Here is a 24,681-nt window from a genome sequence, read left to right on the forward strand (position 1 = left end):
TTGCAGGGAGGGCAGGGTGGTTCAGTCCAGCAGGAATCTGATGCCTTCACCCTTATAACACCAATGCCTGCGGCCGTAGGCTATTTAGCAGGCCCGCTGCCAGCCCTCTCAGTATCGTACGCTATTTGTCACTCAGCCTGAAAGAGAGCCCCCCTGGCTGCATCCATCCGCAGAGCGACATCCCTTTGCCCTGGAAATTCAAGCACCTGATCCGCATCACATGCGCCTTCTGGTTTTGGTTCACAGGCTTCGCGTCAAACGACTCTGAGAGCGCTGACTGACTTTGTAAAAGCTGGAGATATAATATGGCAACCCAATCCGTACCTGCGCGTAACGACTCCAGGACGGCTGATAAATTCCTCCTGCGCCTGCCGGAAGGACTTCACGATCAGATTAACCTGGCTGCAGAAAAAAATCACCGGAGTATGAATGGTGAAATAATTGCTCGAATTGATGGCTCGCTTGAGCTTGAGCGGAAATATGAAGAAATGCGGCAGCTCAATAACTTTCTGAATCAGAAGATTGCGATTCTTGAGATGGCTTCGCAATCTTAAAGGAATGAATCGCCCTAAGTTTCGTAGATGCCTCTTTGCCTTAACCTCAGGCTATTAGGAAGTATTATGAGCAACCCGTATTACCCCGAAGAATTCAAAATCCAAGTACTCATTTAAGTAATCGAAGAGAAACTATCTGTCGCTGATGTGGCGGCCCATATTGGCGTGTCGACGTACAGCTGCCTGGATAAAAAGCTACAGCAAACCTCTAGAGGCGCGGCAGCAGGATCATGACCACTGCGTCGTTTGCGAGCGGAACTCAAGTGTGATACTGAAGAGCGAGAAAAAAGTCCGCCGTGTATTTGCCGACGACTTCGGCTGGGGTTCGGCTTTATCAAGCAACGCGCGGGCGATTATTCGATTCGACGGTTTTGCCTGACGCTTGAGCCCACATCGCTTTAGTCATACGATCACGACTGACTGATGAAACCGCCCAAGAGCAATCTACATATCGTCAAGGATTTGCTGGGGCATCGAAGTATTGCGACTACCCTGAAGTACGTCCACGTCCACGTTGATCAAGTAAGGTATGCGTTGGAGGTGATGCGGTAGCTGACTGCTACCGTCTCCTTTTCCTACAGGTTGATGAATTATCCTGCTTTGACAAGCTAATCCAACGCGACTAACTTTCTTGGCGTGCTGCGCTCATGCGGCTCATGCTATGCAGCAATCCTATATCTCTACCACCTTCTTCCGTGGTGCCGTTGTGACTAACAGCTAGCAAATGACTGTTAATCATTGGGTCCCTGGTTCGAGTCCAGGTCGTGGAGCCAGATAGAGAAAAGCCTGCAGCGATGCAGGCTTTTTTTTGCCCTGGATTTCTTCGGGGTGATCAAAGCGCGCAGCGCGACCAGCGTGACTGCGTCTCTAATCCTGCGATTACATGAAAATCGCTGCAGTGGTTTCAACCAAGGCGCGCTGGGTAAAACCAGGGTTGGCGTCAATTGATCTGATTCTGATTGATATCCAAGGAGCCTGCGCTGTTTTTCATAAAGTCGTGTTTATGAAGAATTATTTAGGTTGCGCTTGCAGATCGTGCCTACGCGACATTTTTTCCGGAGCGAACATTGTTGAGTGGATGGATTTAAATTTCGAATAATCAGGATTTTAGAAAAAACATCGGCTCTGAAACAGAATTCAGTACTGTGGTTTTTATTGGTTTCCTATCATTTTTTCCTAACCGTCTATTCCAAAAAGGTCTTTTGTTGAAAATTTCGGAGCATGCTTTATTGCGCACGAATGTAACAAATCGTTTCATTTTTTGCCGTTTTCGGCACCGACAAAAGGGCTTTCTGTCGGCGAACAGGTGAGTTCCGTTCGTTGCGGCGCAGTGGGTTGAGCCTGGGACAGTGATGATTTTGCGTGCGTCTGTTCGGCGCAATGCGAAACAAGGGATTTGTATAATTATCGAGGCTCGAACCCATGAATCATGTGATCAACTCCATACTGGAAAATGCATCAACTCGCCCGTCACTCGGCCATACCAACCCCGCTTTACTACATGACATTCTATGGCGAGCACTTGAGCACGCACTCAAGGCAAACACGGACGACGCTTCCCAGACCCCGCACACCCGAGCCTGCCTGAGGATCTACGCCGAAATCGATACGCTGTCGTATCTGGACAAGGCTGATTCGAAATTGGCGGCTGCTTTGGGTAAGGCATTCTTCGAGTCCCGCTCCAGCAAAGACGTCGAGGCGTTCTGGAAGTTGTTGCTGATCAAGCAACTGCTGTTCGAATTGTCGGTCAGGAGTGTGGCGACCCAGATTGCTTCGCAAGCCAGCCTGCCCCGTCAGTTACTCACGCTCGACTCGCAGTTGATTGCAGCGCCGTCCGGGGTAAATATCAGCCTGGGGCTGCTGTGCAAAGAGACCGACCAACTCAAGCATTCTGTCGTGCTGGTCTTGCAGAAACTGGCACAACACGTTGAAGACCGTGGCCTCAAAAAGCCCCAAGTCACTGCGCAGCTTCTGCTGGAGTTGTACAACGCCGTATGGTCGGGCAGTAATGGCACTGATATCGAGTCGCAGATTTTTTACGCCGACAGTGTGTATGACGCGTTGCCCGACGTACATCACGCCCTGGGCCTGGCGCCGCGGGAAAAATGGCTGACCTTGTTTACCTGGTTATATGGCGACAAGGATGGTCGCCCCTATGACACCAACCAGCACACCGAAACGCTGGTTGTGGCCTTGGAAACCGCGCTGCGCAACCGCTACATCGCTGATATTGACAGCCTGATAAAGGACGGCGGTGCACAGCATCGCCTGGAAGATATTCGTGCACGTCTGGGCAAGGATCACCCCGAGCGTTTCGAACAGCCCGCCGAGCTGATCGAGGCACTGGGCAGCATCCGTTTTACCCAGCCGGTTGCCATCGACCGCCTGCTGCTGCGGGTGCATGCGTTTGGCTTTCACTACCTGGATATCGAGTTTCGTGAAAACGCCGAGATGTTCAGTAGCGTGGTCGATGAGATTCTTTCCAGTCAATGGCTGGAAACCATCGGCCTGGGCCAGGGCCGGCACTATCACGAGCTGGATGAGCGGGCGCGCCAGGCCGCGCTTGAGGTTGCGCTGGAAGGCGAGGAGGCTCCGGCTGCCCTGTGGCAAGGGTATCTGCAACGCACCACATCGATTTACACCAAGAAAGCTCAGCAATACGCCGGTCAGGACTACATTGCGCTGATGGAGCAGGACCCGAGTTATATCCGTATGCACGATGCGCGCAACGCGCTCGAGCGGTTTGAAATGATTGACCGTTACCGCGACCGCATGAAAATCCACGGGATCGCCGAGTACACTTCGGCCCTCAGTGCGCTGGAGGTGTTGTTCCTGATGAAGGCGGCCCAGGTGCGGGACGGTATAGACATTGCCCTGCAACCCGAAGACCTGGCAGGTGCCGAGCGCACGCTTGCCACGGTGCATGAGGTTTACGAAAACCCGGTGTACCGCCAGCATCTGGCAACACGCGGCAACCGCCAATACATCACGTTTGGTCCCAGCGACACGGGCAAGCAAGGCGGCAAGGCCATGCACAAACTGAATATGGCGATTGCCAACCAGCACAAGTCGATCGCGGCCCGCTACGGTATCGAGGTGGTCGTCCACGTCATCATGGGTGGGGAACACGCACGGTGTAATGGAGTGATTGCAGAGACCTTGCAGGAATTCGGCGCGTTGGAGGGGCCGGAAACCCGCTTTATGCTGGCCGGGTGTGCGGAGATGCGCGCTCATCTGCTGACCCGCAATCAGTCCGTCAACTTTCTCAGCCAGTTGTACCGTATGCACGCCGAGCCCCAGCCGAAACCGTCCGAAGAGGTCATTGCCGGGAGGATTCAACGTTGGGGGGAAGTGGTGCGCCGCTACCAGGCGACGTTCTTCGAGCATCCGGCGTTGCCCTCTCTGCTGCGTGACCTGGCGCGATTTGACGTGGTCAGGGCCACCGCCAAGGGCACCCGACCGCCTTCTCGGATCTTCAACATCAAGGTGTTCGAGTCGCGACCCGATGCCATTCGTGCGATTCCCTGGACCCGCGCCTTGCTGGCCGGTGGGTTGCACAGCGAACTGATCGGCGTCGGGCAGTTTGCGCAAGAGCCGGTAACGCACTTGTCGAAGGCCTTCAACGAGGATGAGAGCTTTCACACCTACGTCAAAGGCATGGCCTATGCCATTGCGCGAACCGACCTGAAATGCGCCTGGCTGACCTTGACCGGCAGCAACCCGGAGAAAGCCCACATCCTGGCGCTGGCTGAAGCCTTGAAGACCGAAGCCATCGGCACGGCTGAACAACTGCTGGCCAGCCTGCACCTGGAAGTGATTGAAGGTAAGCGCTTCGTGTACAAGGCCACCACCGGCACCGAGCCGGCGGATCCTTGGAAAATCAAGGAAAGCAGCTTGCTCAACTTGTGGCCTAGCCTCAAGGCAGAGGTCTACCGCAAGGAAAAGAACCTGAGAATCTATCGGTTGTTTCTTATCTACGCCAAAAGCAATCCCGCGTTCATCCAGTCCTCATCGCTGAATGATTTTTACAGCGGGTTCCTCGCGGCCGTGAGTACCGATGCAGGTCTGGTCGATCCCACCAGCGCCCACCATTTCAACTGGTGATTAGCCCCGATACCCAGGGCAGCCTGGGTATCGGCAGGCGCTACCCTCCAAGAGGATCAACTGTATGGCATTTACTATCCTGATACTCGATGCCCCCGGCCCGCCATTGCTGTTTGAGGAAGTCGATCGCTTTCTTGCGCTGGGCCTGAACGTCACTCTCAACCTGCACTATTTCGCGGATAAAGAGCGCATCCGGCAGCACTACACTACGCGTATTGAATATGCCGAGATCGACTGTCACGACGAGCCTGCCTTTATTGCCGCCGTGAGTCGAGCCAGGGGTTACAGCGTGTTCAAGACGCGCCTGAACATCCCCCTCGGTGCCAGCCTGATCCGTGCCGCCAGTTCGCCCGCGTTGGCCACGCCACTGCGCGCCATTGCCCAGGCCGGCGCCGGGGTTAACCATATTGATCGGCTCGAATGCGAGCAGTGCGGCGTTACGATACTCAACACGCCAGGCTCCAACGCGGTCGCTGTTGCCGAGTACGTCCTGGCCCAGGCGCTGTTTCTATCTCGTGACCTGGATTATTACAACGCCGAAACGCACAACGGTCATTGGGCAAAAGGCACCTTGGCACCTACCTCCGAATACGCCGAACTCACGCTTGGGCTGGTGGGCACCGGAAGCATTGCCCGGCAGGTGGCACGTAAGGCGGCGGCGCTGGGCATCAAGGTGATCGCTACCGGGTCCGAGCGTTTTACCGAACCGGTGGCGCGCAGCCTTGAGCTTGAGCGACGAGCAAGCCTTGCGCAGTTACTGGCTGAATCGCACATCGTCTCGATCCACGTGCCGCTCACCACGTTGACCCGCGGCTTGTTCGGCACCGCCGAGTTCGGGCAGATGCGCCAAGGTTCAATCCTCATCAATACCGCTCGCGGCGGGATCGTCGACGAACACCAGCTGGCAGCCTTCATGCGCCAGTTTCCCAGGCACATCAAGGCGGTCGCCATCGATACCTTTTCCCTGGAAAAAGACCGGTTCGACTCGCCACTGACCGACATTCCCAACGCGCAACTGACGCCGCATATCGCCGGCAATACCACCACGGCAATCAGGGTGGCGTCCCGTCAGATCGTCGACAAGATCCATGCATTCAGTGCCGCCGCCATCGTGCGTTAACCTACCGGACACAAGGAAGGCTACATCATGCAGACCTCTATTTTTACCCGTCTCAACGCCCTGAGTTGCACCGACCTCAGCGATGCGATGGACCGCCTGAAAATCGTTTGCCAGTGCACCGACATCATGCCTCTGGACCGGTCGTTCACCCTCACAGGCAAAGCCTGGACCCTGCGCTACGGCCCTATTGGCCTGGACGGCGGCTCGGTGGGTGACTACATCGACGACCTTGAGGCCGGCCAGGTGGTAGTGATCGACAACCAGGCGCGGCTCGACACCACCGTGTGGGGCGATTTGCTGACCTCTACTGCCGCCCGCAAGCAACTGGCCGGGACGGTGATTGACGGTATCTGCCGCGATGTCGACCGTGCGTTGGAACTTGATTACCCGATATTTTCCCGGGGTAACTGGATGCGCACCGGCAAGGATCGCGTGCGTGTCGAAGCGATCCAGGCGCCCGTGACGCTGGGCGGCGTGCGAGTACAACCAGATGATTGGTTGCGCGGAGATGGTGACGGCTTGGTAGTGATTCCGGCCGGCTCACTGAGCCAAGTGCTGGAGGTGGCCGAAGAAATCCACCAGGCCGAAGAGCATATTCGTGCGGCTATCGAGGCGGGCGTTCCTTTACACAAAGCTCGCGCCGATTACGGCTACCACGCCTTGCAGACGCCGCGCCGCTGACTGGCCCACGGCAGGAGCCGCAGCGGGTGCGGCTTCAGTTGATGCCGGCTCGAGCAACGACTTGGCTGGATGTGCATAAGGAGATTGATCGTTCCATGATTCGATGAGTTCAAATCTGATAGTGTCCTGAATATCAATATTCGAGGCAGTGTCAATAATGGGCAATCATGTGGCTCGCTACGCGTTATTTGCTTTTCCTGTCTTCATGTTGTGCCAGCCAGTACAAGCGGCATCGTGGCAAATTTGCAGTATGGAGTTACGTGTTACTGATGTATTGAAACATCCATACCCCAAGCTACAGGCGCAGATCCTGAAGGTGAGCCCTACATCGACCACGGCAGAGTGCCCGGAAGAGGGGGCGACCCTCACGTTTATCCCAGAAACTACTGATTACCAAAGCCAGATCCCACGCCGAGAGTGGCCCAAAAAAGGCCAGTCGGTGCGTGTGAACTACCGGTATCTGGATGGGACATGTAAAGGCGATGGCCATAGTCATGCGTGCCGTATTGAGCATTACCCATTAGCGGGTAGCTGAGTTGCAAGCGTTTTCCCGGTTCACTTCAAGTTCGCTGAACGGACGCGGCGGTAACTGCCCGATCTTGCTGATCCGCTCCGTCTCCAGTCTTGGGCTCAGGAGCAACGCCCTTTAGACCAGCGCTTGTAATCCGCAGGAGTCATCCCCGTAAGTTGAATGAAAGCCCGTCGGAACGAGGTATCTTCGTTGTAGCCGCACTTGAGGGCCACTTGTTTAACGCTGGCTCCCGGTGTCTGAAGGAGGACGCAGGCCGTTTCTATCCTCACGCGGGTAATGAGTTCTTTAGGCGACTCATTGGTCAATTTCTTGAGTCGCCGATGCAGTGTCCGCTCACTCAGATTCAATGTTTTGGCCAGTTCTTCAGCCGTCAGCCCGGGTTTGGCATGACGAATGATTTGCTCGGTTTCCAGAAGCAGCGGATTGGCACTATTGATAAAACCTCGGGGTGCATAAACCAGTTGAGGCAGAGGCAAGCTGTCGGTCACAGAGATATCTGCGGTCAACTTGGCGACATCGGCACCGGCCAAGCGCCTAATCACGTAGAGGGCCAGATCAATCCAGGATAACGGTCCTCCAGTGGTAATGATGCCGTCGTGCTCCTCCACCGCAGTGCCCCACACCGGCTGGGCTTTTGGAAATCGCTGTTTGAAAGCATGGTGCAGCCACCAGGTCGTGGTGCAGCGTCTGTTGTCGAGCAACCCAGACTCTCCCAGAACAAACGTACCCGCGCACGCCCCACCGACCAGTACGCCTTGTTGATGATTCACTTTGAGCCAAGCTGCCGCGTGTTTGAGGGAGTCGGAAGTGGGCGGCAACCTATCCGGCCCCAAGGCCATGCCAGTCACGAGCACAGCATCAAGAGGCCCCGCGCCATAAAAATCGGCATCAACGGGAATAAGCCTGCCCTGAGGATCCCTTAGCGACTTACCATCCGCACTGACGATGATCGTTTCGAATTCAACATCGATCTTGGCGCTCATTTCCGAAGCCAAACCAGGCGGTGGTGATTTCAGCGCCTGATTGGTCATCCAGAACAGATCAGCCAGCCCAGTGATGGCAGACATCAGGCTACCTTCCACAGCAACAATCGCAACGCGCATGGCAAATCCTGCTTTGGCAATCAAGTTGGCGAGTTTTGCATGAAGTGTGGCTTATTTGTTATCTAACAGTTCCAGTTGGGCCTACTTAAACTTTGCACAGTCAACTGCAAAGGCGCTCCGACATGAACCTGCCGCTCCACACGAAGCCTCACGAAGAAAAACGCTTCGGTCCGCTGAACTGGCTGAGCCGACTTGGCTTGGTCCTGGGTTTATCGCTGTTGTTCTCCGGTGGGCCGGCCATAGCCGCGTTACCTGATGGCACTGTGCGCAACATCGTACTGGTACATGGCGCATTTGCCGATGGCTCGAACTGGACACCGGTGATTAAGCAGCTGACTGCTATGGGCTATCACGTCACCGCCGTACAGAACCCGATGACCTCATTGGACGATGACGTTTTGGCAACGCAGCGCGTACTTCGCCGACAACAAGGCGACGTGCTGCTGGTAGGACACTCATGGGCCGGCGCGGTTATAACGCAGGCCGGTAACGCCTCCAATGTAAAGGGGTTGGCCTATCTTTCCGCTTTAGTGCCCGACAGCGGTGAATCAGCAGCGGGCCTTCTGCAGCGACTGAATGCGCCTATGACTGGCCTGACACCCGATGCGCAGGGTTGGGTTTGGCTGGACGATCCCGTGCAGTTTCATCAAGTCATGGCGGCGGACTTACCGATGAAAAAAGCGCAGTTGCTTGCATCGGTTCAACAGCCTATAGCGGCAGCCTGTTTTGTCGGCAAGGTCCAGCACGCGGCGTGGCACGACAAGCCGAGCTGGTACTTGCAGACAACTGACGATAAGGCGCTTTTACCAGCGGTACAGCTGGCTATCGCGAAACAGATTGGAGCACAGACCTTATCAATCCGATCCAGCCACCTGTCCCTTGTTTCTCATCCCGATACGGTAGCCAAGTTCATCGATCAAGCCGCCAGGGAAGCCGGACGATGAAAAGTGCTCATAAGTTTTCTACAGCAAGTAGGTCCTCAAACATGAAAATTCTGCATATTGACTCGAGCATAATGGGCAGCAACTCCATAACCCGTAGACTTTCCTCAACCATCGTTGCACATCTTCAAGATAGCCATCGCGAGACGCATGTGGAGTACCGCGACCTGGTCGATGATGAGTTGAAGCATCTCACCGGTCCTATTGCAGCAGGATTCCGACAAACCGAGATCAATGATTTTACGGAGACCACTTTGCAGGAGCATCAACTGTCAGAAACTCTAGTCATGGAGTTCCTGGCGAGCGATGTGCTGGTCATCGGCGCTCCGATGTACAACTTTAACGTATCGAGCCAGCTAAAGGCTTGGCTCGACAGGATCGCCCAAGTCGGACGAACCTTTAAATACACAGAACAGGGTCCTGTAGGCTTGTCCGGCGGTAAACGCGTCATCGTGGTTTCGGCTCGTGGGGGCTTCTACTCGGAGGGGCCACTGCAAAAAATGGATTTCCAAGAAAGTTATCTCAGGGCATTTTTTGGTTTTCTCGGAATTAGTGATATCCACTTCGTCCGCGCCGAAGGCGTCTCCAGAGGTCAACAATTACGAGACCAGGGTGTTGAAAAAGCCATAGCTGCAATGCCCGCGGTCATTGCAAGCCTGTCAGCCCCTGCTCAATAACTCACCCAGTCTGGAGGCTTGAATTCATGCTGTTTGCTATCAAACTTACCTACCTTCGCCCTGTTGAGGAAATTCAAGCTCACTTGGAAGCCCACAAAGCGTGGCTGGTCAAATACATACAGTCCGGAATCATACTGTTTGCCGGCCCTCTCACCGATGAGAGCGGAGGCTTCATCCTTGCGTATGGTGAGCGCCACTCGGACATTCAACAAATAATCGCCGAGGACCCGTTCGATGTTTACAGGTTGGCAACTTTCGACATTCTGGGTTGTGATCCTGCAGTCCGCACGTCCGATTTCGCAGCCCACTGGGCCAGCGGAGCCAAGTCCATAGACTGTATTTAGCGCGGTGCTTGTCGCATAAGGCGTTTGCGAGTGAGCCCACGGAAAGGACGAGCCCCAGTGTTGGTCCCGACGAATCCCGTTATTACTCCGAGAAAAACCAGGCCAGCACCTGTCAACCCATCATGTGCCGTCGCCCAGGCAGTTACATCCAACTTCACTTATGCAGGATCGCCTGGTGAATATCCTGCAACGCCATGATGCGCTGGGCGGCGTTGAGTTTGATGGCTTCCTTGGGCATGCCGAATACCACGCAGCTGGCCTCGTCCTGGGCGACCGTCGCGGCGCCGGCGACGAGCATTTCCTTGAGGCCGCGGGCGCCGTCGTCGCCCATGCCGGTCATGATGATGCCGGTGGCGTTCTTGCCGGCGAATTTGGCCACTGAGCGAAACAGCACATCCACTGATGGCCGATGGCGGTTGACCAGCGGCCCGTCGATGACCTGAGTGTGATAGTAGGCGCCGCTGCGTGTGACCATCAGGTGCTTGCCGCCGGGAGCGATCAAAGCCAGGCCCGGCAGGATACGGTCGTTGTTGCGCGCTTCACGCACTTCGATCTGGCACACGCTGTTCAGGCGCTCGGCGAAGGAGGCGGTGAACTTTTCCGGCATGTGCTGCACGATCACCATGCCCGGGCACACCCTCGGCAGTGCCGTCAGCACGGCCTCCAACGCCTGGGTGCCGCCGGTGGAGGTGCCGATGGCGACAATGCGTTCAGTGGTCTGGGCCATGGCCTGGCCGTTGGCGGCGGGCAGGATCGCATCCGCCGTCAGCTTGCCGGCGACCGCGGGCGCCGGGGTCGGCTTGGCGATGCGCTTGCCGAGGTTACTGACATTGGAGTTGGCCGCCGCACGGATTGCCGCAATCAATTCCGGGCCCGATTCGATCAGGAAATTCTTCAGGCCTGTGGTGGGTTTGGTGATGATGTCCACGGCGCCGGCCGATAAAGCCTGCAGGGAGGTTTCCGCGCCTTTCTGGGTCAGTGACGAGCAGATCACTACCGGTGTCGGGCGCTCGCTCATGATTTTCCTGAGAAAGGTGATGCCATCCATGCGCGGCATTTCCACGTCCAGTACAATCACATCCGGCCATTCACGGGCGAGCTTGTCCATGGCGAAAATCGGGTCGGAGGCGGCGCCTATGACGTGGATATCCGGCGTGTCATTGAAAATCGCCAGCAGCACTTGGCGGACAACGGCCGAGTCATCGACCAGCAATACGCTGATTTTTTTGTTAGGCATTGTTTTTGAGTAATCCCATAGGTTGATGCCGGACCCAGACGTTGCCGTTCCACAGGTCGAACACGATAGTGCGATAACCGGTACTGCCCATGTCCTGGGCCGCCAAGTGCAAATGATGGTGTTTGGCAAGCGCCAGCGCGGCGCGGATGTTCAGGGCGGCCACATTTTGCGCCGGTAGGTGGCGATGCTGCGTGGGGAACATCTCGCCGCCGCCGAACGCCTTCACCTGATAGTCCTGGGGCCGCGTGCCATGGGCGCGCGCATGCCGAATCAGCAGCTCCAGCGCTTCGTCGCCGTATTTGCCATCCAGGGGCTGACCATGCCGCAAGCGTGCCGGCAGCATGAAATGGCACATGCCGCCGATCCGCCGTTGCGGATGCCAGAAGGTGAACGCCACGCAGGAACCGAGCAAAGTGCGCAGGCGAGTCGGCCGCGTCGCAAAAGTGACTTGGCCGGGCGCCAACACCACTTCGGCTGCACCGAGAGGCTTTTTCATGGCTTGCGGTAAATCGACGGCGCCACCAGCTTCAAGGTGTCGTTCACACCGTTGAGGCTCTCCGAGTGGCTGATGATGAAATGGCCGCCGGGTTTGAGCTGCGGCAACAGGCGTGCGACGACTTGGCTCTTGGTCTGCTGGTCGAAATAAATCATCACGTTGCGCAGGAAAATCACATCGAACTCGCCCAGGCCTGGCAGCGGCTCGTTCAGGTTGACTTGCACGAAGTTGACGCGGTTGCGCAGGCTCTTGTCGATCAGGAACGTGCCTTCCTGGCGGCCGATGCCCTTGAGGCAGTATTTGGTGAGCAGCGGCTGGGGCAGGGTGCCGACGCGCTCCATCGAGTAATGCCCGGTACGCGCCTTGGCCAGCATCTGAGTGCTGATGTCCGAGCCGATCACTTCCCAAGGCGTGGTGCCCAGGGCCTCGGCCAGCGTCATTGCCAGGCTGTAGGGCTCTTCGCCCGAGGAGCTGGCCGCGCTCCACACGCGAAACACTTTGCCCGGCGCGGCCTTGGGCAGGACGTGCTGACGCAGGAAATCAAAGTGCTTGGGCTCGCGAAAAAAGTAGGTTTCGTTAGTGGTCAGCAGGTCCAGCGCGACTTGCAGTTCGCCCTTGCGCTGGTCGTTCATGATCAGTTTGAAATAGTCCCCATAGCTCTCCAATTCATAATGCTGGAGGCGCTTGAACAGGCGCCCGGCCACCAAGGCTTTTTTGGCCGGCGACAGGTTGATGCCGGCCGCACGGTACAACCAGGATTGGAATTGACCGAATTCACGGTCGTCGAGCGAAGCAGTGTCGGCCATGATCGTATCTCAACGCTGCTCAAGGTCGAGCGCCGGTGTCTGCGCGCTTTCGGCCAGGCTGGACATCTCGTCGATAGAAAGGACTTTGCCCACCTCCAGCACAATCACGAACTTGCCTTCGACCTTGGCCATGCCACCGATGAAGTCGGCACGAATCCGCGCGCCGAAGCTGGGAGGGGGTTCTATCTGGGCCGCCGGAATCTCCTGCACGGCGGATACCGTATCCACCAGCAACCCGATGTCCTGGGGCTGCCCATCTTCGGTACTCGCTTCGATGATGATTACGCAGGAGCGGCGCGTAATCGGCGAGTTCGCCCGGCCGAAACGCGCCGATAGATCAACCACCGGCACCACGGCGCCGCGCAGGTTGATCACACCGCGCACGAACGCGGGCATCATCGGTACCACGGTCAGGCTGCCGTATTCGATGATTTCCTTGATGCCCAGGATGCCGATCGCGAACATCTCGCCACCGAGCATGAAGGTCAGGTATTGCGCATCCTCATCCGCCGCCACTGCGGTCTGACGGTTAGTCATCACTGCACCCATGTCACTCTCCCTGTAAGCCCGCGTCGATGTCTTGCATCAGAAACGGGTAAATTCCGATTCGTCCGGGGCGCTGGCCATCGTGTAGGCAAACGCTTTGCGGGCGGGCTGCGGTGCCGGGCGGGGTGGCTGGCGGCTGGGCTTGTTGCCCGGGCTGTCCACACTGCTGGTTTGAACCGCGGCGCCGGAGGTGTTGTCGAGTACGAAAAAGCTCATCGCCTGTTGCAACTGTTCGGCCTGGCTGCTCATTTCTTCGGCGGTCGCCGCCAGTTCCTCGCTGCTGGAGGCGTTCTGCTGGGTCACCTGGTTGAGCTGGGTCATGGCTGTGTTGATCTGCGCCACGCCGGCCGCCTGCTCTTCGGACGCGGCACTGATTTCCTGCACCAGGTCGGAGGTCTTGTTGATCGAGGGGACCATTTCGCCGAGCAGTTTGCCGGCCTTTTCCGCCATGTCCACGCTGCTTGAGGACAGTTCGCCGATTTCCTGCGCGGCCACCTGGCTGCGCTCCGCCAGTTTGCGGACTTCGGCGGCGACCACCGCGAAACCTTTGCCGTGCTCGCCGGCCCGGGCAGCTTCAATCGCGGCGTTGAGCGCCAGCAGGTTGGTCTGGTAGGCAATGTCATCGATGATGCTGATGCGCTGGGCGATTTTCTTCATTGCCAATACCGTTTGTTGCACCGACTCTCCGCCGTCGGTGGCTTCCTTGGCCGCCTTGCTGGCCATGCCATCGGTGACCTTGGCGTTTTCGGTATTCTGATTGATGCTGGCGCTCATCTGTTCCACCGACGCGCTGGTTTCCTCGACGCTGGCGGCCTGTTCACTGGTGGCCTGGCTCATCGACTGTGCGGTGGCGCTGACTTGCTCCGAGGCGCTCGCCAGGTTGTCGGCAGCGTTGCGTACTTCACCGATGATAGTCGCCAGTTTGCCGACCATGTTGCGCATGGCATTGAGCACCATGCCGGTTTCATCTTTGCCGCCCGGCGCGATAGGGGTGCTGAGGTTGCCATCAGCCAATTGCTCGGCGGCGGTCGCGGCGAGCCTCAGCGGACGCGAAATAATCCGCGCGATGAACACCGCCAGGCCCAGGCCGATCAACAGGGCGGCGACCAGCACCGCGATGATCGAAACGCGTGCGCTGTCGTACAACGCCGAGCCCTTGTCACCGGCTTCGCTCGCGCCGGCTTCATTGAACTCGACCATTTTCTGCAAGCGGCTGGTCACCTCATCGAAATGCGTCCTGGACTCCCCTCTGAGGAGGGTAGTCGCAGCGGCTTCCTGGTTCTGCCGGGACAAGTCGAGTAACTGCTTGCTGGTCGCCAGGTAGGTGGACCAGGCACTTTTCAAACCGGTCAAAAGCTGACGTTCTTCATCGCCCGACAGCAATTGCTCATAGGTGCCCATGCGGGTATTGAACTGTTGCAGCGTCTCATCGGCTTCGCGATCAGCCTGTGCCTTTTCTTCGGCGATCTCGGTAGTGACGTGGCGGTTTTCCTTCAGGCGATAATTGGCTGCAAAAAAACGCATGCCGGCTGCGGCGCGCATGGATGGCATCCAATCGCTCTTGATCTCCTGGGCTGCCTGGTTGACAGCACCGAGCTGGAGGATTGCAAACCCACCCATGGCCGCCGTGAGCGCCAGGACCACCAGGAATGCGCTGATCAACTTGGTGGAAATCTTAAGATCGTAGAACCATTTCATCGGGGAACCTCCATGGAATTGCGAATGCGTCAGCGCACGCCGACCGTGGGCGACGAGGGCGCCTGAGGTGTGCGGGCTTCCTGTTGTACGATTTGGTTGAGCAACGCCGGTATATCCAGGATCAGGGCCACCGCGCCGCTGCCCAGAATGGTCGAGCCGCTGATGCCGCGCAGCGCACCGAACAGCTTGCCCAAGGGTTTGATGACGGTCTGGAACTCGCCGAGCAGGTCATCCACCACCAGCCCGGCCTTGTGTTCGGCATAGCGCACCACCACCACGTTCTGGCGGCGGGCCGGTGGGCCTTCATGGTTGAAGTGGTCGCGCAGGTGCACCAGCGGCAGCACCTCGCCGCGCAGATCCAGGTAGCCCTGGTCGCGGCTGGATTGGCGCTGGAGTTCGTCCAGCTCGACGCATTCCTGGACCATATCCAACGGAATCACGTAGGTGCAATGGTCGATGCCGACCAGGAATCCGTTGATGATCGCCAGCGTCAGCGGCAGGCGAATGCGCACCACGGTGCCTTGGCCGGGGCGGCTGTCGAGGTCGACAGTACCGCGCAACAGGGTGATATTTCGTTTGACCACATCCATGCCGACACCGCGTCCGGAAAGGTTGGTCACCGCCTCGGCCGTGGAGAAACCGGCTTCGAAAATCAGGTTGTAGATTTCCTGGTCGCTGAGCACCGCACCGCTGGCGACCAGCCCGCGCTCCTGGGCTTTTTCCAGGATACGTTCGCGGTTGAGTCCGGCGCCATCATCGGCGATTTCGATCACGATGCTGCCCGAGTCGTGGTAGGCATTCAGGCTCAGGTGACCCTTGGTCGATTTACCAGCGGCGCGTCGGGCCTCGGCGTTCTCGATGCCATGGTCCATCGCATTGCGCAACAAGTGCATCAGCGGGTCGCCGATTTTCTCGACGACGGTCTTGTCCAGCTCGGTTTCCGCGCCGCTGATGATCAGGTCGATATCCTTGCCCAGTTCCTGACTGACATCGCGCACCACGCGGCGGAAACGATTGAAGGTATCGCCGATGGGGATCATGCGCAGGCGCAGCGCGCCATCGAGGATCTCTTCCACCAGCCCGGAGACGGTCGAGGCGGCTTCTTCCAGCGGGTCGTTGTTGCAGGAGCGAGCCAGCAGGCTGGAGCCGGCGCTGGCGATGACCAGCTCGCCGACCAGGTTGATCAGTTCATCGAGCTTGTCGGCATTGACCCGTACATAGTTGCCATCCCGCGGCTTGACGTCGCTGGTCGTCGCGACGCGATGTTGCGTCGTCGCCACTGGGCTGGCAAGGGTCTGGGTGACCAACTCGGTACCGGCTGCGGTGCTGCTGTCGCCTGGCGCGTCGAGGGCGCTGATGAGCACCTCACAGTCATCGCGTACGAAGTCGAACACTTCATTGAGGGTGGCATGGCTGGCATTCGAACGCAGGTCGATTTCAAAGCCCAGGTAGCAGCTTTCCGGGTCCCAGGCGTCCACGGGCGGAATGCGCTCGGTCAGCGGGGTGACCTGTAGCAATTGGCCCAGCGTGGCGAGGTAGCGCAAGAAGGACAACGGGTCCATGCCATTGCGGAACACCTCTGCGCCGAAGCGCAGGGAAATATGCCAGAGCACCTCGGCGCGGGTCTCGTCATCTTGGCCTGCGCTTTCCACAGCGGTGATTGCCGTCTGCAGTGGCTGATAGGCGCTCAGTGCTTCGCGCAATACCTCACCATGTTCCAGCGTCGCAGGCTGCAGCGCGCCACCGTGATGGTCGACCGCCTCGATCAGGTCAAGTATGTGGTCGCCGCACTTGAGCAGCAGCGCGATCAACGCCGCATCCACCTTTACGCTGCCATCACGCAGGCGGTCGAGCACGTCTTCGACGATATGCGTGAAACCGACAATCGGTGCCAAGCCGAACAACCCGGCGGAGCCTTTGATGGTATGGGCGGCGCGAAACACTGCACCGATCGCATCTTCATCACCGGGTTCGCTCTCCAGTTGCAGCAGGGATTGCTCCATGACCTGCAGCAGCTCGCGTGCCTCGGCGATAAAGGTCTGCTGTGCCTGATCGAGATCAATACTCACCTGGACACTCCTTGTCGCTCATTGAACGGGGCTGCGCGTTAGAGGATCGCGCCGCCACACAGTTGAAAGGTGCTCGTGACCGCCTGGCTCTGCCCGGCAAGGCTCAAGTCCGTGCCATTGCCGGCGGCTTCGCGCTTGATGACCGCGAGCAATTGCAGGCCGGCGCCGTCGATTTCGGTGACCTGTGACAAGTCGATTTCCAGGCGTGGCGCCGCGCCGATCCGGGGCAGCAGGGCGGCGGCAAGCTCGGCCACGGTGTAGATCGTCAGTTCGCCGTCAATGCCCAGGCGGGCGGTACCGTCGACTGTTTCGCAGGTGATGGACATAAGGCCTCCGTGCCGTCATCGGTCAGGGCAGGATCAACTTGGACACCGCCGCCAGCATCTGCGCCGGCTGGAACGGCTTGACCACCCAGGCCTTGGCGCCTGCGGCCTGGCCTTCGGCTTTCTTCGATTCCTGCGACTCGGTGGTCAGCATGATGATCGGGGTGAACTTGTAGCTGGCCAGCTTCTTGACTTCCTTTACAAAGGTGATGCCGTCCATATTGGGCATGTTCACGTCACTGATGATCAGGTGCACCTTCTGCCCGTTGAGCTTGCCCAGGGCATCTTTGCCATCGCAGGCCTCGATCACATCGTAGCCGGCACTTTTCAAGGCAATGCCGACCACTTGTCGCACGCTGCTCGAGTCATCGACCACCAATACATTCTTCGCCATGCTGTGCTCCTAGAAAAAAGTGATGTCTTGTGAACTCTGCTGCGCCGCGGTATCGCCATGATGGTTACGCCGCTGCTCGTCGGTGGCATAGGTGGCCTCCATGCGCGCCAGCCACTGGCGGGCATCGACGGCTGCCAGTTGGTCGGGCGTCTGGTTGGCCTGGAGCAGGTGCTCATGCAGGGCGTGCATGTTGTCGCGTACATGGCTGAGGATCTGGCTGACCCGGTCCTGGAATTGCAGGTTGACCAGCACCTCGGTCATTTCGTCACGGATGCCGTAGCTTTCCTGCTTGAGCAGGTCGGCGGAATCGGCCAGGCGCCCGGTGATGCTCTGGAAGCGTTCGAGTACCTGCTGGATGCTCTGCTCGGACGCGGCGACGGAGTGGCTGTCCTGGTCGGCGCTGGTGGAGGCCACCTGCACCAGTTGGGTGATGGCGTTGTTGATGATGTCGACTTTGGCCGACATCTGCTGGCCGGTCTCGCTGGATTTACTCGACAGGCTGCGCACCGCATCCGCAACCACGGCAAACCCGCGCCCGGCTTCACCGGCACGCGCCGCCTCGATCGCGGCATTGAGGGCCAGCAGGTTGGTTTGTGCCGCAATCGCCGCCACGTCGGCGGCCATGGTGCGCAGTTCGCCGGTATAGGCGGTGAGGCTGCGCACCTGGGAGAGGGTCTGGTCTCGGCTCGATTGAGCGGCCTTGAGCGAGTCGATCACCTGGCTCAGTTCGCTGTCACTGCGCGCCAGCACCTTGAGCGCGCCGTCGGCAGCCTGCCCATCGAGTTCCCCGGCGGCTTGCTGGGAGGCCTGCACGGTGTCCTGCAGGCGCGTGGAAATACCCGTGAAACGGTTGGCCAGGCTGACGATGGCGTCTTCGGTCTGCAAGCGCGAGCTTTCCACTTGCTTGGCCCAGATGGGCATGGCGCCCAGCAACACCTCGTCGAGTTGGGCGCGCACGGCCATGCCGTGGTGTTTCGCGTCTGCATCTGTCGGGTCTGCCTTGGCCTGCGCAATCGCTCGCAGCACCAGGTCACGCTGCGAACGGGTGCTCCAGGCGCATGCACCAAGACCGATCAGCAGCAGTACGGCACAGGCCGCCATGTTGGCCGGCGAGGCTGATTGCAGGAGTGTCCATGCGATGGCAGGGATGACCGGGATTAACGCAAACCAGCGAAAAGGCAAGGGAACGGGGGGTAAAGTACGGCCGGATTGACGCTGAGTCATGAGTTCGGTCCTTGAACAGTATTGCAGATGTGAACGACATAAAGTCTATCTGTCCCCGGCGCCTTAACTTTAGATGGGGTACATACCTTCCGTCCGGTTTGTGACCGGTGTGTTACCGGGCGTCGGTAGGAGGGTTGCCCCATCTCTTGAGAATCCGCGGCTCTTCAACCGTAGGCAGGATGTACTCGAGCCACCCGGTACGGTGTGAGCCTGGCAGGCCCTGCGCCTCGTCGGCACCCGCCGATTCACCTTCATCGCAGCTATAACACTTGTCACTGCTGCGTCTGCCATCAGCATAGACAATAAAGCCGCCGCGACCTTCATGGCACTCGTGCAGATACACCGGCGACAGCTCTCGTTGCTGATCAACATACGCATTCACGCGAGTGATATAGATCCCCATCGACAACGACACGCAAACAATCAGCACTACGCACAATACCAACTGATAGGTATAGCTGATGTTTACGTGATCAGGACGCACTGACGACATGAAACGACCCTGTTCGCTCAACGTTCTGACCCACCAGAAACCAGCTACTGCCTCCCATGCGGATCAACTGAGCTTTCGGTGCGAGGAGGCCGGCCATCAGGGCGGAGAAAATCAACACCAGCAGGACACCGATGATCATCGAAGACAGGTTCATGGCTGTGATGCTCTGGATAAGAAGAGCCTCAGCTTAAGCAGGAGAGGGTTAACATCAGGTAAACATCATTCGAAGGCCGGCCGGCTTCCGTTATCCTTCAAGCCTCTGCGCACTACCTGTCCGAGGCTTTTTACTGTGCATATTCACCTGCTGCTGGTCGAGGACAACCTGGACCTGGCCACCACCGTCATCGAGTATCTGGCGTTCAGCAGCATCGTCTGTGACCACGCCAGTAATGGCCAGGCCGGACTTAATCTGGCACTCAACCAACATTACGACGTCATTCTCCTGGACATCATGCTGCCGCGACTGGATGGCCAGCAGTTATGCGAACGACTGCGCCAGCAAGGCGTGCAGACGCCGATCCTGATGCTGACTTCGCTGGATGCGTTGTCGGACAAGCTCGCCAGTTTTGCCGCTGGAGCCGATGACTATCTGGTCAAGCCCTTCGAGCTGGCCGAGCTGGTGGCCAGGATTCGCGCATTGAGCATGCGCCGTAGCGGTCAGACCAGCCGCCTGCAGGTGGATGATTTGGTGATGGAGCTGTCCACCCGTAAGGTCAGTCGCGCAGGACAGGAACTGCATTTGTCGCCGATCTGCTGGACCTTGTTGGAGCATCTGATGCGCGCCAGTCCTGAACCCGTTCCCCGAGAGCGCCTGGAAGCAAAAGTCTGGGGCGATGAGCCACCGGACAGTAATACGCTCAAAGTGCACCTGCATCGGCTACGCAAGACGGTCGACAAACCCTTTGGCCGGCCATTGATCCATACCCTTGCCGGGGTCGGTATTCAGGTAAAACCCTATGCGTAATGGGTTGAGCCTGAAGTGGGTGATCAGCGGGAGTTTCCTGTTACTGATTGCGGTGGTGTTGCTGATCTACAGCCACCTGCTGCCTGTATTCACCGTGCGCGGCTTGCTCTACACCGCCAGCTCGATGATGGAAGAAGAAGCCCAATATTTTATCCGGCACTACAAGAAAGATCCGAGCACGCCACCTCCGCACAATTACTTCTATACCGGCGTCATCGGCAAGGAGGCTTTGCCGCAGAACGTCCGCCAGATGCTGGATAGCCCGCCGAGCCTGTCCTTCGGCGCGGTCCACATCTTCGGCGATCTTTACTCCGATGATGACGATGCCCCCTTCCAGATCATCCTCGAGCAGCCCCTGGGGGACGGTAAAACCCTTTACCTGTATGACATCGACCATGACCACGAGGAGGGCGGTGAAGTCGAAACACCCTTGTCCGATGCCTACTTTGACCAGGTGTTGCAGAGCGTCACGTTCATCAGCCTGGCGGTATTCGTGCCGGCGCTGTTCATTATCGCCTTATTGGTGTGGTGGTTGGTGCGTCCGTTGGGACGCCTGGCCGAATGGTCCAGTACGTTGAAAAATGCTGACGCAATGGCTGCCGGCCGACCGGGTTTCAGCTTCAAGGAATTCAATATGCTGGCCGAAGCGCTGGCCAAAAGTGTCGAGCAGGTGCAGGCGGCCAGCCAGCGCGAAGGTCGGCTTTTACGCTACACCAGCCATGAACTGCGCACCCCACTGGCGGTGCTCAAAGCCAATATGGAACTGTTGACCCTGCAAGCGGGTGGTGTGCTGCCGACCTCTTTGCAGCGCATCGAGCGCTCCGTGCTGAATATGCAGCTCATCGCCGAGACATTGCTGTGGATGAGCCGCGAGAGCCCCGAGCCGTTGCCGGAAGCAGACGTTGACCTGGGTGAGCTGGTGGGCGAATTGATTGAGAAACATCGCTACCTGATCGGTAACCGGGATATCGAGCTGATCATCGACATCCGCCACGAACCTTGCCGCTTGCCTCCCACCGCATGCCGCATCGTGATCGGCAACTTCCTGCGCAATGCGCTTCAGTACGCGCAGGAGGGGCAAGTAGAAATCAGCTTCCAATACCCCCGTTTGTTTATTGCCAATCAGATGAGGGAGATCCCGCCGCAACAGGAGTCCAACGACTTCGGCTATGGCCTTGGGCTGCAGTTGATGCGCCAGCTATGCGCAAAACTGGGTTGGCACATTGAAGTGATTCGCGTGCAACATCGTTTCACTGTCATTCTCGACTTCACGGACTCGCTGGTGGTCGAGTCGGAGAGTTAAGGGCGGGCTGCGCCCACGGGTACAAGAACCCCGATCATGCCTCTGAATTGCAGGTTCAGCGTGACGGGTAAAGCCTGATGATTGGCTGCGTGCGAGGGTAATGGCCTGTTTGTCGTTCCAGATGTCATGGCGTTCCGGGACGTACCGGCGGCGCCGTAGCGGCGGCAATATCCCACGTCAACAGCAGATGGTTGATAGCCGCGTCGATGCTTTCATGGGGGACGTTGTCCCGCGCCAGGATCGAGACACCCTGCAGAAAACTATCAAACACCGTGGCCAGTGCCGCCGCGTTCAGTGTGCTCGGCAACTGCCCGATACTGATCGCGCGTTCTACACACTGCACAATGCCCGCCCGCGTTCGCGTGCGTGACTGCGTCAATGCCTGCGTAACGCGCGCGTTGTCCGGGCTTGGTGCACTCATCACGCCGAGCGCCACCATGCAGCCTTTGGGGTGTCCATCTTCACATTGCATGCGCGCTGATTGACGCAGCGCCGTTTCGATCGCTTGGCGTGGCGCAAGGCTTTCGTCCCACAGGCATTCGGTGACTTGCGCGTAGGTTGCCAGGTAGCGCTGCACACACTCATCGAACAGCGCTTCCTTGGAGCCGAAGGCCGCGTAAAAACTCGGAGCTGAGATACCGCCACCCAAGCCGGCCTTGAGCTGGGCCAGGGAGGTGGCGTCATAGCCATGCTGCCAGAACAAGTGCATGGCTTGCTCCACGGCGTGTTCGCGGTCGAAATTACGGGGGCGCCCCATTTGTGCCATGGCAAAAATCCTCTGGGTGACGAGATAAATACTAGTCGATACATAAGTCGTTGACAACGCATCGCGACGCTGCGCAATATTTGTATCGATCAGTATCTAAGTCGCCCCGAGGAGTTTCCCCGTGACACCTTCACTCAGCTTATCCGAGTCAACTGACCGCTTGCCCATCGGCGCATTGCTCGCCCTGGCCATGACCGGTTTCATCTGCATCGTCACCGAAACCTTGCCGGCCGGGCTCTTGCCATTAATCAGCGAAGGCCTGGCCGTGACCCCGTCCATGGCCGGGCAACTGGTTACCGCGTATGCCTTGGGTTCAGTGCTGGCGGTGATCCCTATGACCATCGCGACGCGGGGCTGGCGTCGACGCAATGTGTTGCTGCTGACCATCGTCGGTTTCCTGCTGTTCAACTCGATCACCGCGTTGTCGTCTCACTATGGCGTCACGTTGGTAGCGCGATTCTTCGCGGGTGTGGCCGCAGGGTTGGCGTGGAGCCTGTTGGCCGGCTACGCCCGGCGCATGGTCGCGCCACACCAGCAGGGCAGGGCACTTGCGCTGGCGATGGTCGGGACGCCGATTGCGCTGTCCCTGGGGGTGCCGCTTGGCACTTGGGTTGGTGGCCTGGTGGGCTGGCGCACGACGTTCGGCCTGATGTCAGGATTGACGCTGGCGCTGATGGTGTGGGTGCTGGCGAAGGTCCCGGACTATCCACCGCAGGCCGCGCATCAGCGTCTGTCCCTGGGCAAGGTCTTGACCACGCCGGGTGTGCGGCCGGTGCTTGCGGTGGTGATCAGTTGGATGCTCGCGCACAATATTCTCTATACCTACATTGCACCGTTCGTGGCACCGGCCGGGCTGGCCGAGCGTGTGGATAGCGTGTTGCTGGTGTTTGGCATCGCCGCGCTGGCGGGCATTTGGCTTACGGCAAAATGTGTCGAGGCGTGGTTGCGCAAGACCGTGCTGGTCAGCCTGGCGACGTTTGCATCCGTGAGTGTGCTATTCGGCTTGCTGGGGCAGTTGCCCTTGGTGATTTATTTTGGCGTGGCGGTGTGGGGCGCGAGTTTCGGCGGCGCCGCCACCTTGTTGCAAACTGCTCTGGCGGACGCGGCGGGCGAGGGGGGCGACGTGGCGTTGTCGCTGAATGTGGTGGCGTGGAACAGCGCAATCGCCGCCAGCGGTCTGGTGGGCGGGGTATTGCTCGATACCTGGGGCGTGGCATCGTTTCCGTGGGCCATGCTGGTGTTGATTGTGCTGTCGTTTGCGATTGCCGGGGGCGCTCATGCCCACGGTTTCAAGCCCGGCGCACGGGCGACGGGAAAACCGCTCGCAGCAGGGCACTAATGTGACTTTGCCTGGTCAGTAACTCTCGCAATATCAGTCACTTGGCTCCGCATTTCGGAGCCTGTCGCCTCACTCTCTTGCGAAGAATCACGCCATGCACCTGCGCAACATTGCAGTTGGGCTGTCGGCCCTTGTTTTGCTCTCTACCGGGGCACAAGCCCGCAGTCTGTTGGACTTTATCAAGCCTGCGGCCCAGGCACACAGCTCGCACTCCGGTTCGATCAGCCAGGGGGCCGCTCTCGACCTCTATTCCAACCAGCAGAAAAAGCCCACGTTTGACGGTTGTGCCGATCTGTTCCCCGCTGCGACGCCGATCAACCTTGCCACCGTGCCGGTTTCGATGAAGCCCCTGGCGCTGTGCTCGGACAACTTCGCAGTGCTCTATTCGCAAACCAGCAGGACACCGCTGGTGGTGGTCGAACGCCTGAATGCCGCGCAGTTGAAAGATGCCAAGGGCGAGGAACGCACCAACCAGTTCTACCCGGACCCACGCATTCCCAAGGACGGTCGCGCAGAACTGAGCGATTATCGTGGCCAGCATCCGGCGATGGATCGCGGTCACCAGTCTCCGGCCGCCGACGCACCGAGTGCCAATGCCATGGCGCAGTCTTTCGCGTTGTCGAACATGGTGCCCCAAGACCCGACCAACAACCGCAAGATCTGGAGCAAGGTCGAAGCAGACGTGCGTAAATTTGCCACCCGTGCCGGTGGTAATGTCTTCGTGTTCACCGGCCCACTGTTTGACCCGGGCTACAGCACCATGGGCGCGCACAAGGTCTGGGTGCCGACGCGCCTGTTCAAACTGGTGTACGACGCTTCGTCAAAACGGGCCTGGGCCTATGTGCTGCCTAACGCCGAGACTCGCATCCAGAAGCCGATGGACTACGACACTTTTGTGAAAAGCACCGGGCTCAGGTTGCTGGGTCATTTGCCGGTCGCGGGGTCCGTCGGGCGGACCTGATCCGTC

The 24,681-nt window shown here is 58.5% G+C and carries 24 protein-coding genes and 1 pseudogene; 12 read left to right on the forward strand and 13 right to left on the reverse strand.

From position 1 onward, the window contains the following. The first annotated feature begins 305 nt into the window (after positions 1–305). The 5 genes and pseudogenes from ACQRBT_RS17725 to ACQRBT_RS17745 all read left to right on the forward strand — a co-directional run bounded on the left by ACQRBT_RS17725 (position 306) and on the right by ACQRBT_RS17745 (position 6,459). Positions 306–554 carry an Arc family DNA-binding protein gene (locus ACQRBT_RS17725; RefSeq protein WP_060755851.1) on the forward strand — a complete coding sequence of 83 codons (249 nt, stop codon included), beginning with the start codon at positions 306–308 and terminating at the stop codon, positions 552–554. Positions 555–674: 120 nt separating this feature from the next. Then, a pseudogene (locus tag ACQRBT_RS17730) lies at positions 675–941 on the forward strand (IS3 family transposase); the annotation flags it as partial. 1,035 nt (positions 942–1,976) lie between these two features. Continuing rightward, positions 1,977–4,658 carry a phosphoenolpyruvate carboxylase gene (locus ACQRBT_RS17735; protein WP_412046370.1) on the forward strand — a complete coding sequence of 894 codons (2,682 nt, stop codon included), beginning with the start codon at positions 1,977–1,979 and terminating at the stop codon, positions 4,656–4,658. A gap of 64 nt (positions 4,659–4,722) precedes the next feature. Further along, a complete protein-coding gene (locus ACQRBT_RS17740) occupies positions 4,723–5,778 on the forward strand; it encodes an NAD(P)-dependent oxidoreductase (protein ID WP_412046369.1) in 1,056 nt (351 codons plus the stop codon). A gap of 27 nt (positions 5,779–5,805) precedes the next feature. After that, complete coding sequence (locus ACQRBT_RS17745) at positions 5,806–6,459, forward strand: RraA family protein (protein ID WP_060755848.1); 654 nt, start codon at positions 5,806–5,808, stop codon at positions 6,457–6,459. A 630-nt stretch (positions 6,460–7,089) separates the two neighbouring features. Here ACQRBT_RS17745 and ACQRBT_RS17750 read toward each other — a convergent pair. Beyond that, entirely contained in the window at positions 7,090–8,094 is a 1,005-nt protein-coding gene (locus ACQRBT_RS17750) for a GlxA family transcriptional regulator (RefSeq protein WP_104994369.1), read from the reverse strand. A 122-nt stretch (positions 8,095–8,216) separates the two neighbouring features. Between ACQRBT_RS17750 and ACQRBT_RS17755 the strand changes: the two genes are divergently transcribed. The 3 genes from ACQRBT_RS17755 to ACQRBT_RS17765 are packed head-to-tail and all read left to right on the forward strand — an operon-like array spanning position 8,217 to position 10,056. Continuing rightward, positions 8,217–9,038, forward strand: coding sequence for an alpha/beta fold hydrolase (locus tag ACQRBT_RS17755; protein ID WP_412046368.1), 822 nt, complete (start codon positions 8,217–8,219; stop codon positions 9,036–9,038). A 41-nt stretch (positions 9,039–9,079) separates the two neighbouring features. Next, a complete protein-coding gene (locus ACQRBT_RS17760; protein ID WP_104994367.1) occupies positions 9,080–9,712 on the forward strand; it encodes an FMN-dependent NADH-azoreductase in 633 nt (210 codons plus the stop codon). Positions 9,713–9,738: 26 nt separating this feature from the next. Beyond that, complete coding sequence (locus tag ACQRBT_RS17765; RefSeq protein WP_244699848.1) at positions 9,739–10,056, forward strand: YciI family protein; 318 nt, start codon at positions 9,739–9,741, stop codon at positions 10,054–10,056. Positions 10,057–10,210: 154 nt separating this feature from the next. On the opposite strand, the gene ACQRBT_RS17770 is transcribed toward ACQRBT_RS17765, so the two are convergent. From ACQRBT_RS17770 to ACQRBT_RS17820, 11 genes are all read right to left on the reverse strand, one after another. Further along, entirely contained in the window at positions 10,211–11,293 is a 1,083-nt protein-coding gene (locus tag ACQRBT_RS17770; protein ID WP_060755844.1) for a protein-glutamate methylesterase/protein-glutamine glutaminase, read from the reverse strand. Then, a complete protein-coding gene (gene cheD, locus ACQRBT_RS17775; protein WP_060755843.1) occupies positions 11,286–11,789 on the reverse strand; it encodes a chemoreceptor glutamine deamidase CheD in 504 nt (167 codons plus the stop codon). The genes ACQRBT_RS17770 and cheD overlap by 8 nt, the downstream gene beginning before the upstream one ends. Then, positions 11,786–12,595, reverse strand: a complete 810-nt coding sequence (locus ACQRBT_RS17780) for a CheR family methyltransferase (RefSeq protein ID WP_060755842.1) — start codon at positions 12,593–12,595, stop codon at positions 11,786–11,788. The genes cheD and ACQRBT_RS17780 overlap by 4 nt, the downstream gene beginning before the upstream one ends. A 9-nt stretch (positions 12,596–12,604) precedes the next feature. Then, on the reverse strand, positions 12,605–13,144 hold the full coding sequence (locus ACQRBT_RS17785; RefSeq protein ID WP_060755841.1) for a chemotaxis protein CheW: 540 nt from the start codon (positions 13,142–13,144) through the stop codon (positions 12,605–12,607). Positions 13,145–13,180: 36 nt separating this feature from the next. Then, entirely contained in the window at positions 13,181–14,839 is a 1,659-nt protein-coding gene (locus ACQRBT_RS17790; protein WP_412046367.1) for a methyl-accepting chemotaxis protein, read from the reverse strand. Positions 14,840–14,868: 29 nt separating this feature from the next. Beyond that, positions 14,869–16,908, reverse strand: coding sequence for a chemotaxis protein CheA (locus tag ACQRBT_RS17795; RefSeq protein WP_412046366.1), 2,040 nt, complete (start codon positions 16,906–16,908; stop codon positions 14,869–14,871). Positions 16,909–16,946: 38 nt separating this feature from the next. Beyond that, the gene (locus tag ACQRBT_RS17800; protein WP_412046365.1) at positions 16,947–17,234 is read right to left on the reverse strand and encodes an STAS domain-containing protein; all 288 of its coding nucleotides are present in this window, start codon (positions 17,232–17,234) and stop codon (positions 16,947–16,949) included. A 22-nt stretch (positions 17,235–17,256) separates the two neighbouring features. Next, positions 17,257–17,625, reverse strand: coding sequence for a response regulator (locus ACQRBT_RS17805; RefSeq protein ID WP_003174214.1), 369 nt, complete (start codon positions 17,623–17,625; stop codon positions 17,257–17,259). 9 nt (positions 17,626–17,634) lie between these two features. Further along, positions 17,635–18,849: a methyl-accepting chemotaxis protein gene (locus ACQRBT_RS17810; protein ID WP_081087056.1), complete on the reverse strand. Its 1,215-nt coding sequence runs from the start codon at positions 18,847–18,849 to the stop codon at positions 17,635–17,637. Positions 18,850–18,961: 112 nt separating this feature from the next. Next, the gene (locus ACQRBT_RS17815; RefSeq protein WP_081087055.1) at positions 18,962–19,342 is read right to left on the reverse strand and encodes a hypothetical protein; all 381 of its coding nucleotides are present in this window, start codon (positions 19,340–19,342) and stop codon (positions 18,962–18,964) included. Beyond that, the gene (locus ACQRBT_RS17820) at positions 19,323–19,496 is read right to left on the reverse strand and encodes a hypothetical protein (protein WP_412046364.1); all 174 of its coding nucleotides are present in this window, start codon (positions 19,494–19,496) and stop codon (positions 19,323–19,325) included. The genes ACQRBT_RS17815 and ACQRBT_RS17820 overlap by 20 nt, the downstream gene beginning before the upstream one ends. Before the next feature lie 135 nt (positions 19,497–19,631). Between ACQRBT_RS17820 and ACQRBT_RS17825 the strand changes: the two genes are divergently transcribed. Both ACQRBT_RS17825 and ACQRBT_RS17830 read left to right on the forward strand, forming a co-directional pair. Beyond that, positions 19,632–20,306, forward strand: a complete 675-nt coding sequence (locus tag ACQRBT_RS17825) for a response regulator transcription factor (protein WP_412046363.1) — start codon at positions 19,632–19,634, stop codon at positions 20,304–20,306. Continuing rightward, a complete protein-coding gene (locus ACQRBT_RS17830) occupies positions 20,299–21,609 on the forward strand; it encodes a sensor histidine kinase (protein WP_244699836.1) in 1,311 nt (436 codons plus the stop codon). The genes ACQRBT_RS17825 and ACQRBT_RS17830 overlap by 8 nt, the downstream gene beginning before the upstream one ends. A 124-nt stretch (positions 21,610–21,733) precedes the next feature. Here ACQRBT_RS17830 and ACQRBT_RS17835 read toward each other — a convergent pair whose 3' ends face one another. Further along, positions 21,734–22,375 carry a TetR/AcrR family transcriptional regulator gene (locus tag ACQRBT_RS17835; RefSeq protein ID WP_060755835.1) on the reverse strand — a complete coding sequence of 214 codons (642 nt, stop codon included), beginning with the start codon at positions 22,373–22,375 and terminating at the stop codon, positions 21,734–21,736. 121 nt (positions 22,376–22,496) lie between these two features. Here ACQRBT_RS17835 and ACQRBT_RS17840 point away from each other — a divergent pair, with 121 nt between their 5' ends. Continuing rightward, positions 22,497–23,714, forward strand: coding sequence for an MFS transporter (locus tag ACQRBT_RS17840; RefSeq protein WP_412046362.1), 1,218 nt, complete (start codon positions 22,497–22,499; stop codon positions 23,712–23,714). Positions 23,715–23,808: 94 nt separating this feature from the next. After that, on the forward strand, positions 23,809–24,675 hold the full coding sequence (locus ACQRBT_RS17845; RefSeq protein WP_412046361.1) for a DNA/RNA non-specific endonuclease: 867 nt from the start codon (positions 23,809–23,811) through the stop codon (positions 24,673–24,675). Positions 24,676–24,681 lie beyond the last annotated feature (6 nt).

Source organism: Pseudomonas sp. R19M (assembly GCF_050312585.1).
Taxonomy (GTDB): Bacteria; Pseudomonadota; Gammaproteobacteria; order Pseudomonadales; family Pseudomonadaceae; genus Aquipseudomonas; species Aquipseudomonas palleroniana.

Excerpts from the sequence above, each read along its gene's own strand:
- ACQRBT_RS17765 (WP_244699848.1), top strand. The coding sequence starts at position 9,739 with ATGCTGTTTGCTATCAAACTTACCTACCTTCGCCCTGTTGAGGAAATT.
- ACQRBT_RS17785 (WP_060755841.1), bottom strand. The coding sequence starts at position 13,144 with ATGGGTGCAGTGATGACTAACCGTCAGACCGCAGTGGCGGCGGATGAG.
- ACQRBT_RS17800 (WP_412046365.1), bottom strand. The coding sequence starts at position 17,234 with ATGTCCATCACCTGCGAAACAGTCGACGGTACCGCCCGCCTGGGCATT.
- ACQRBT_RS17780 (WP_060755842.1), bottom strand. The coding sequence starts at position 12,595 with ATGGCCGACACTGCTTCGCTCGACGACCGTGAATTCGGTCAATTCCAA.
- ACQRBT_RS17770 (WP_060755844.1), bottom strand. The coding sequence starts at position 11,293 with ATGCCTAACAAAAAAATCAGCGTATTGCTGGTCGATGACTCGGCCGTT.
- ACQRBT_RS17830 (WP_244699836.1), top strand. The coding sequence starts at position 20,299 with ATGCGTAATGGGTTGAGCCTGAAGTGGGTGATCAGCGGGAGTTTCCTG.
- ACQRBT_RS17740 (WP_412046369.1), top strand. The coding sequence starts at position 4,723 with ATGGCATTTACTATCCTGATACTCGATGCCCCCGGCCCGCCATTGCTG.
- ACQRBT_RS17790 (WP_412046367.1), bottom strand. The coding sequence starts at position 14,839 with ATGAAATGGTTCTACGATCTTAAGATTTCCACCAAGTTGATCAGCGCA.
- ACQRBT_RS17750 (WP_104994369.1), bottom strand. The coding sequence starts at position 8,094 with ATGCGCGTTGCGATTGTTGCTGTGGAAGGTAGCCTGATGTCTGCCATC.
- ACQRBT_RS17755 (WP_412046368.1), top strand. The coding sequence starts at position 8,217 with ATGAACCTGCCGCTCCACACGAAGCCTCACGAAGAAAAACGCTTCGGT.
- ACQRBT_RS17760 (WP_104994367.1), top strand. The coding sequence starts at position 9,080 with ATGAAAATTCTGCATATTGACTCGAGCATAATGGGCAGCAACTCCATA.
- ACQRBT_RS17835 (WP_060755835.1), bottom strand. The coding sequence starts at position 22,375 with ATGGCACAAATGGGGCGCCCCCGTAATTTCGACCGCGAACACGCCGTG.
- ACQRBT_RS17725 (WP_060755851.1), top strand. The coding sequence starts at position 306 with ATGGCAACCCAATCCGTACCTGCGCGTAACGACTCCAGGACGGCTGAT.
- ACQRBT_RS17845 (WP_412046361.1), top strand. The coding sequence starts at position 23,809 with ATGCACCTGCGCAACATTGCAGTTGGGCTGTCGGCCCTTGTTTTGCTC.
- ACQRBT_RS17805 (WP_003174214.1), bottom strand. The coding sequence starts at position 17,625 with ATGGCGAAGAATGTATTGGTGGTCGATGACTCGAGCAGCGTGCGACAA.
- ACQRBT_RS17820 (WP_412046364.1), bottom strand. The coding sequence starts at position 19,496 with ATGAACCTGTCTTCGATGATCATCGGTGTCCTGCTGGTGTTGATTTTC.
- cheD (WP_060755843.1), bottom strand. The coding sequence starts at position 11,789 with ATGAAAAAGCCTCTCGGTGCAGCCGAAGTGGTGTTGGCGCCCGGCCAA.
- ACQRBT_RS17745 (WP_060755848.1), top strand. The coding sequence starts at position 5,806 with ATGCAGACCTCTATTTTTACCCGTCTCAACGCCCTGAGTTGCACCGAC.
- ACQRBT_RS17735 (WP_412046370.1), top strand. The coding sequence starts at position 1,977 with ATGAATCATGTGATCAACTCCATACTGGAAAATGCATCAACTCGCCCG.
- ACQRBT_RS17815 (WP_081087055.1), bottom strand. The coding sequence starts at position 19,342 with ATGTCGTCAGTGCGTCCTGATCACGTAAACATCAGCTATACCTATCAG.
- ACQRBT_RS17810 (WP_081087056.1), bottom strand. The coding sequence starts at position 18,849 with ATGACTCAGCGTCAATCCGGCCGTACTTTACCCCCCGTTCCCTTGCCT.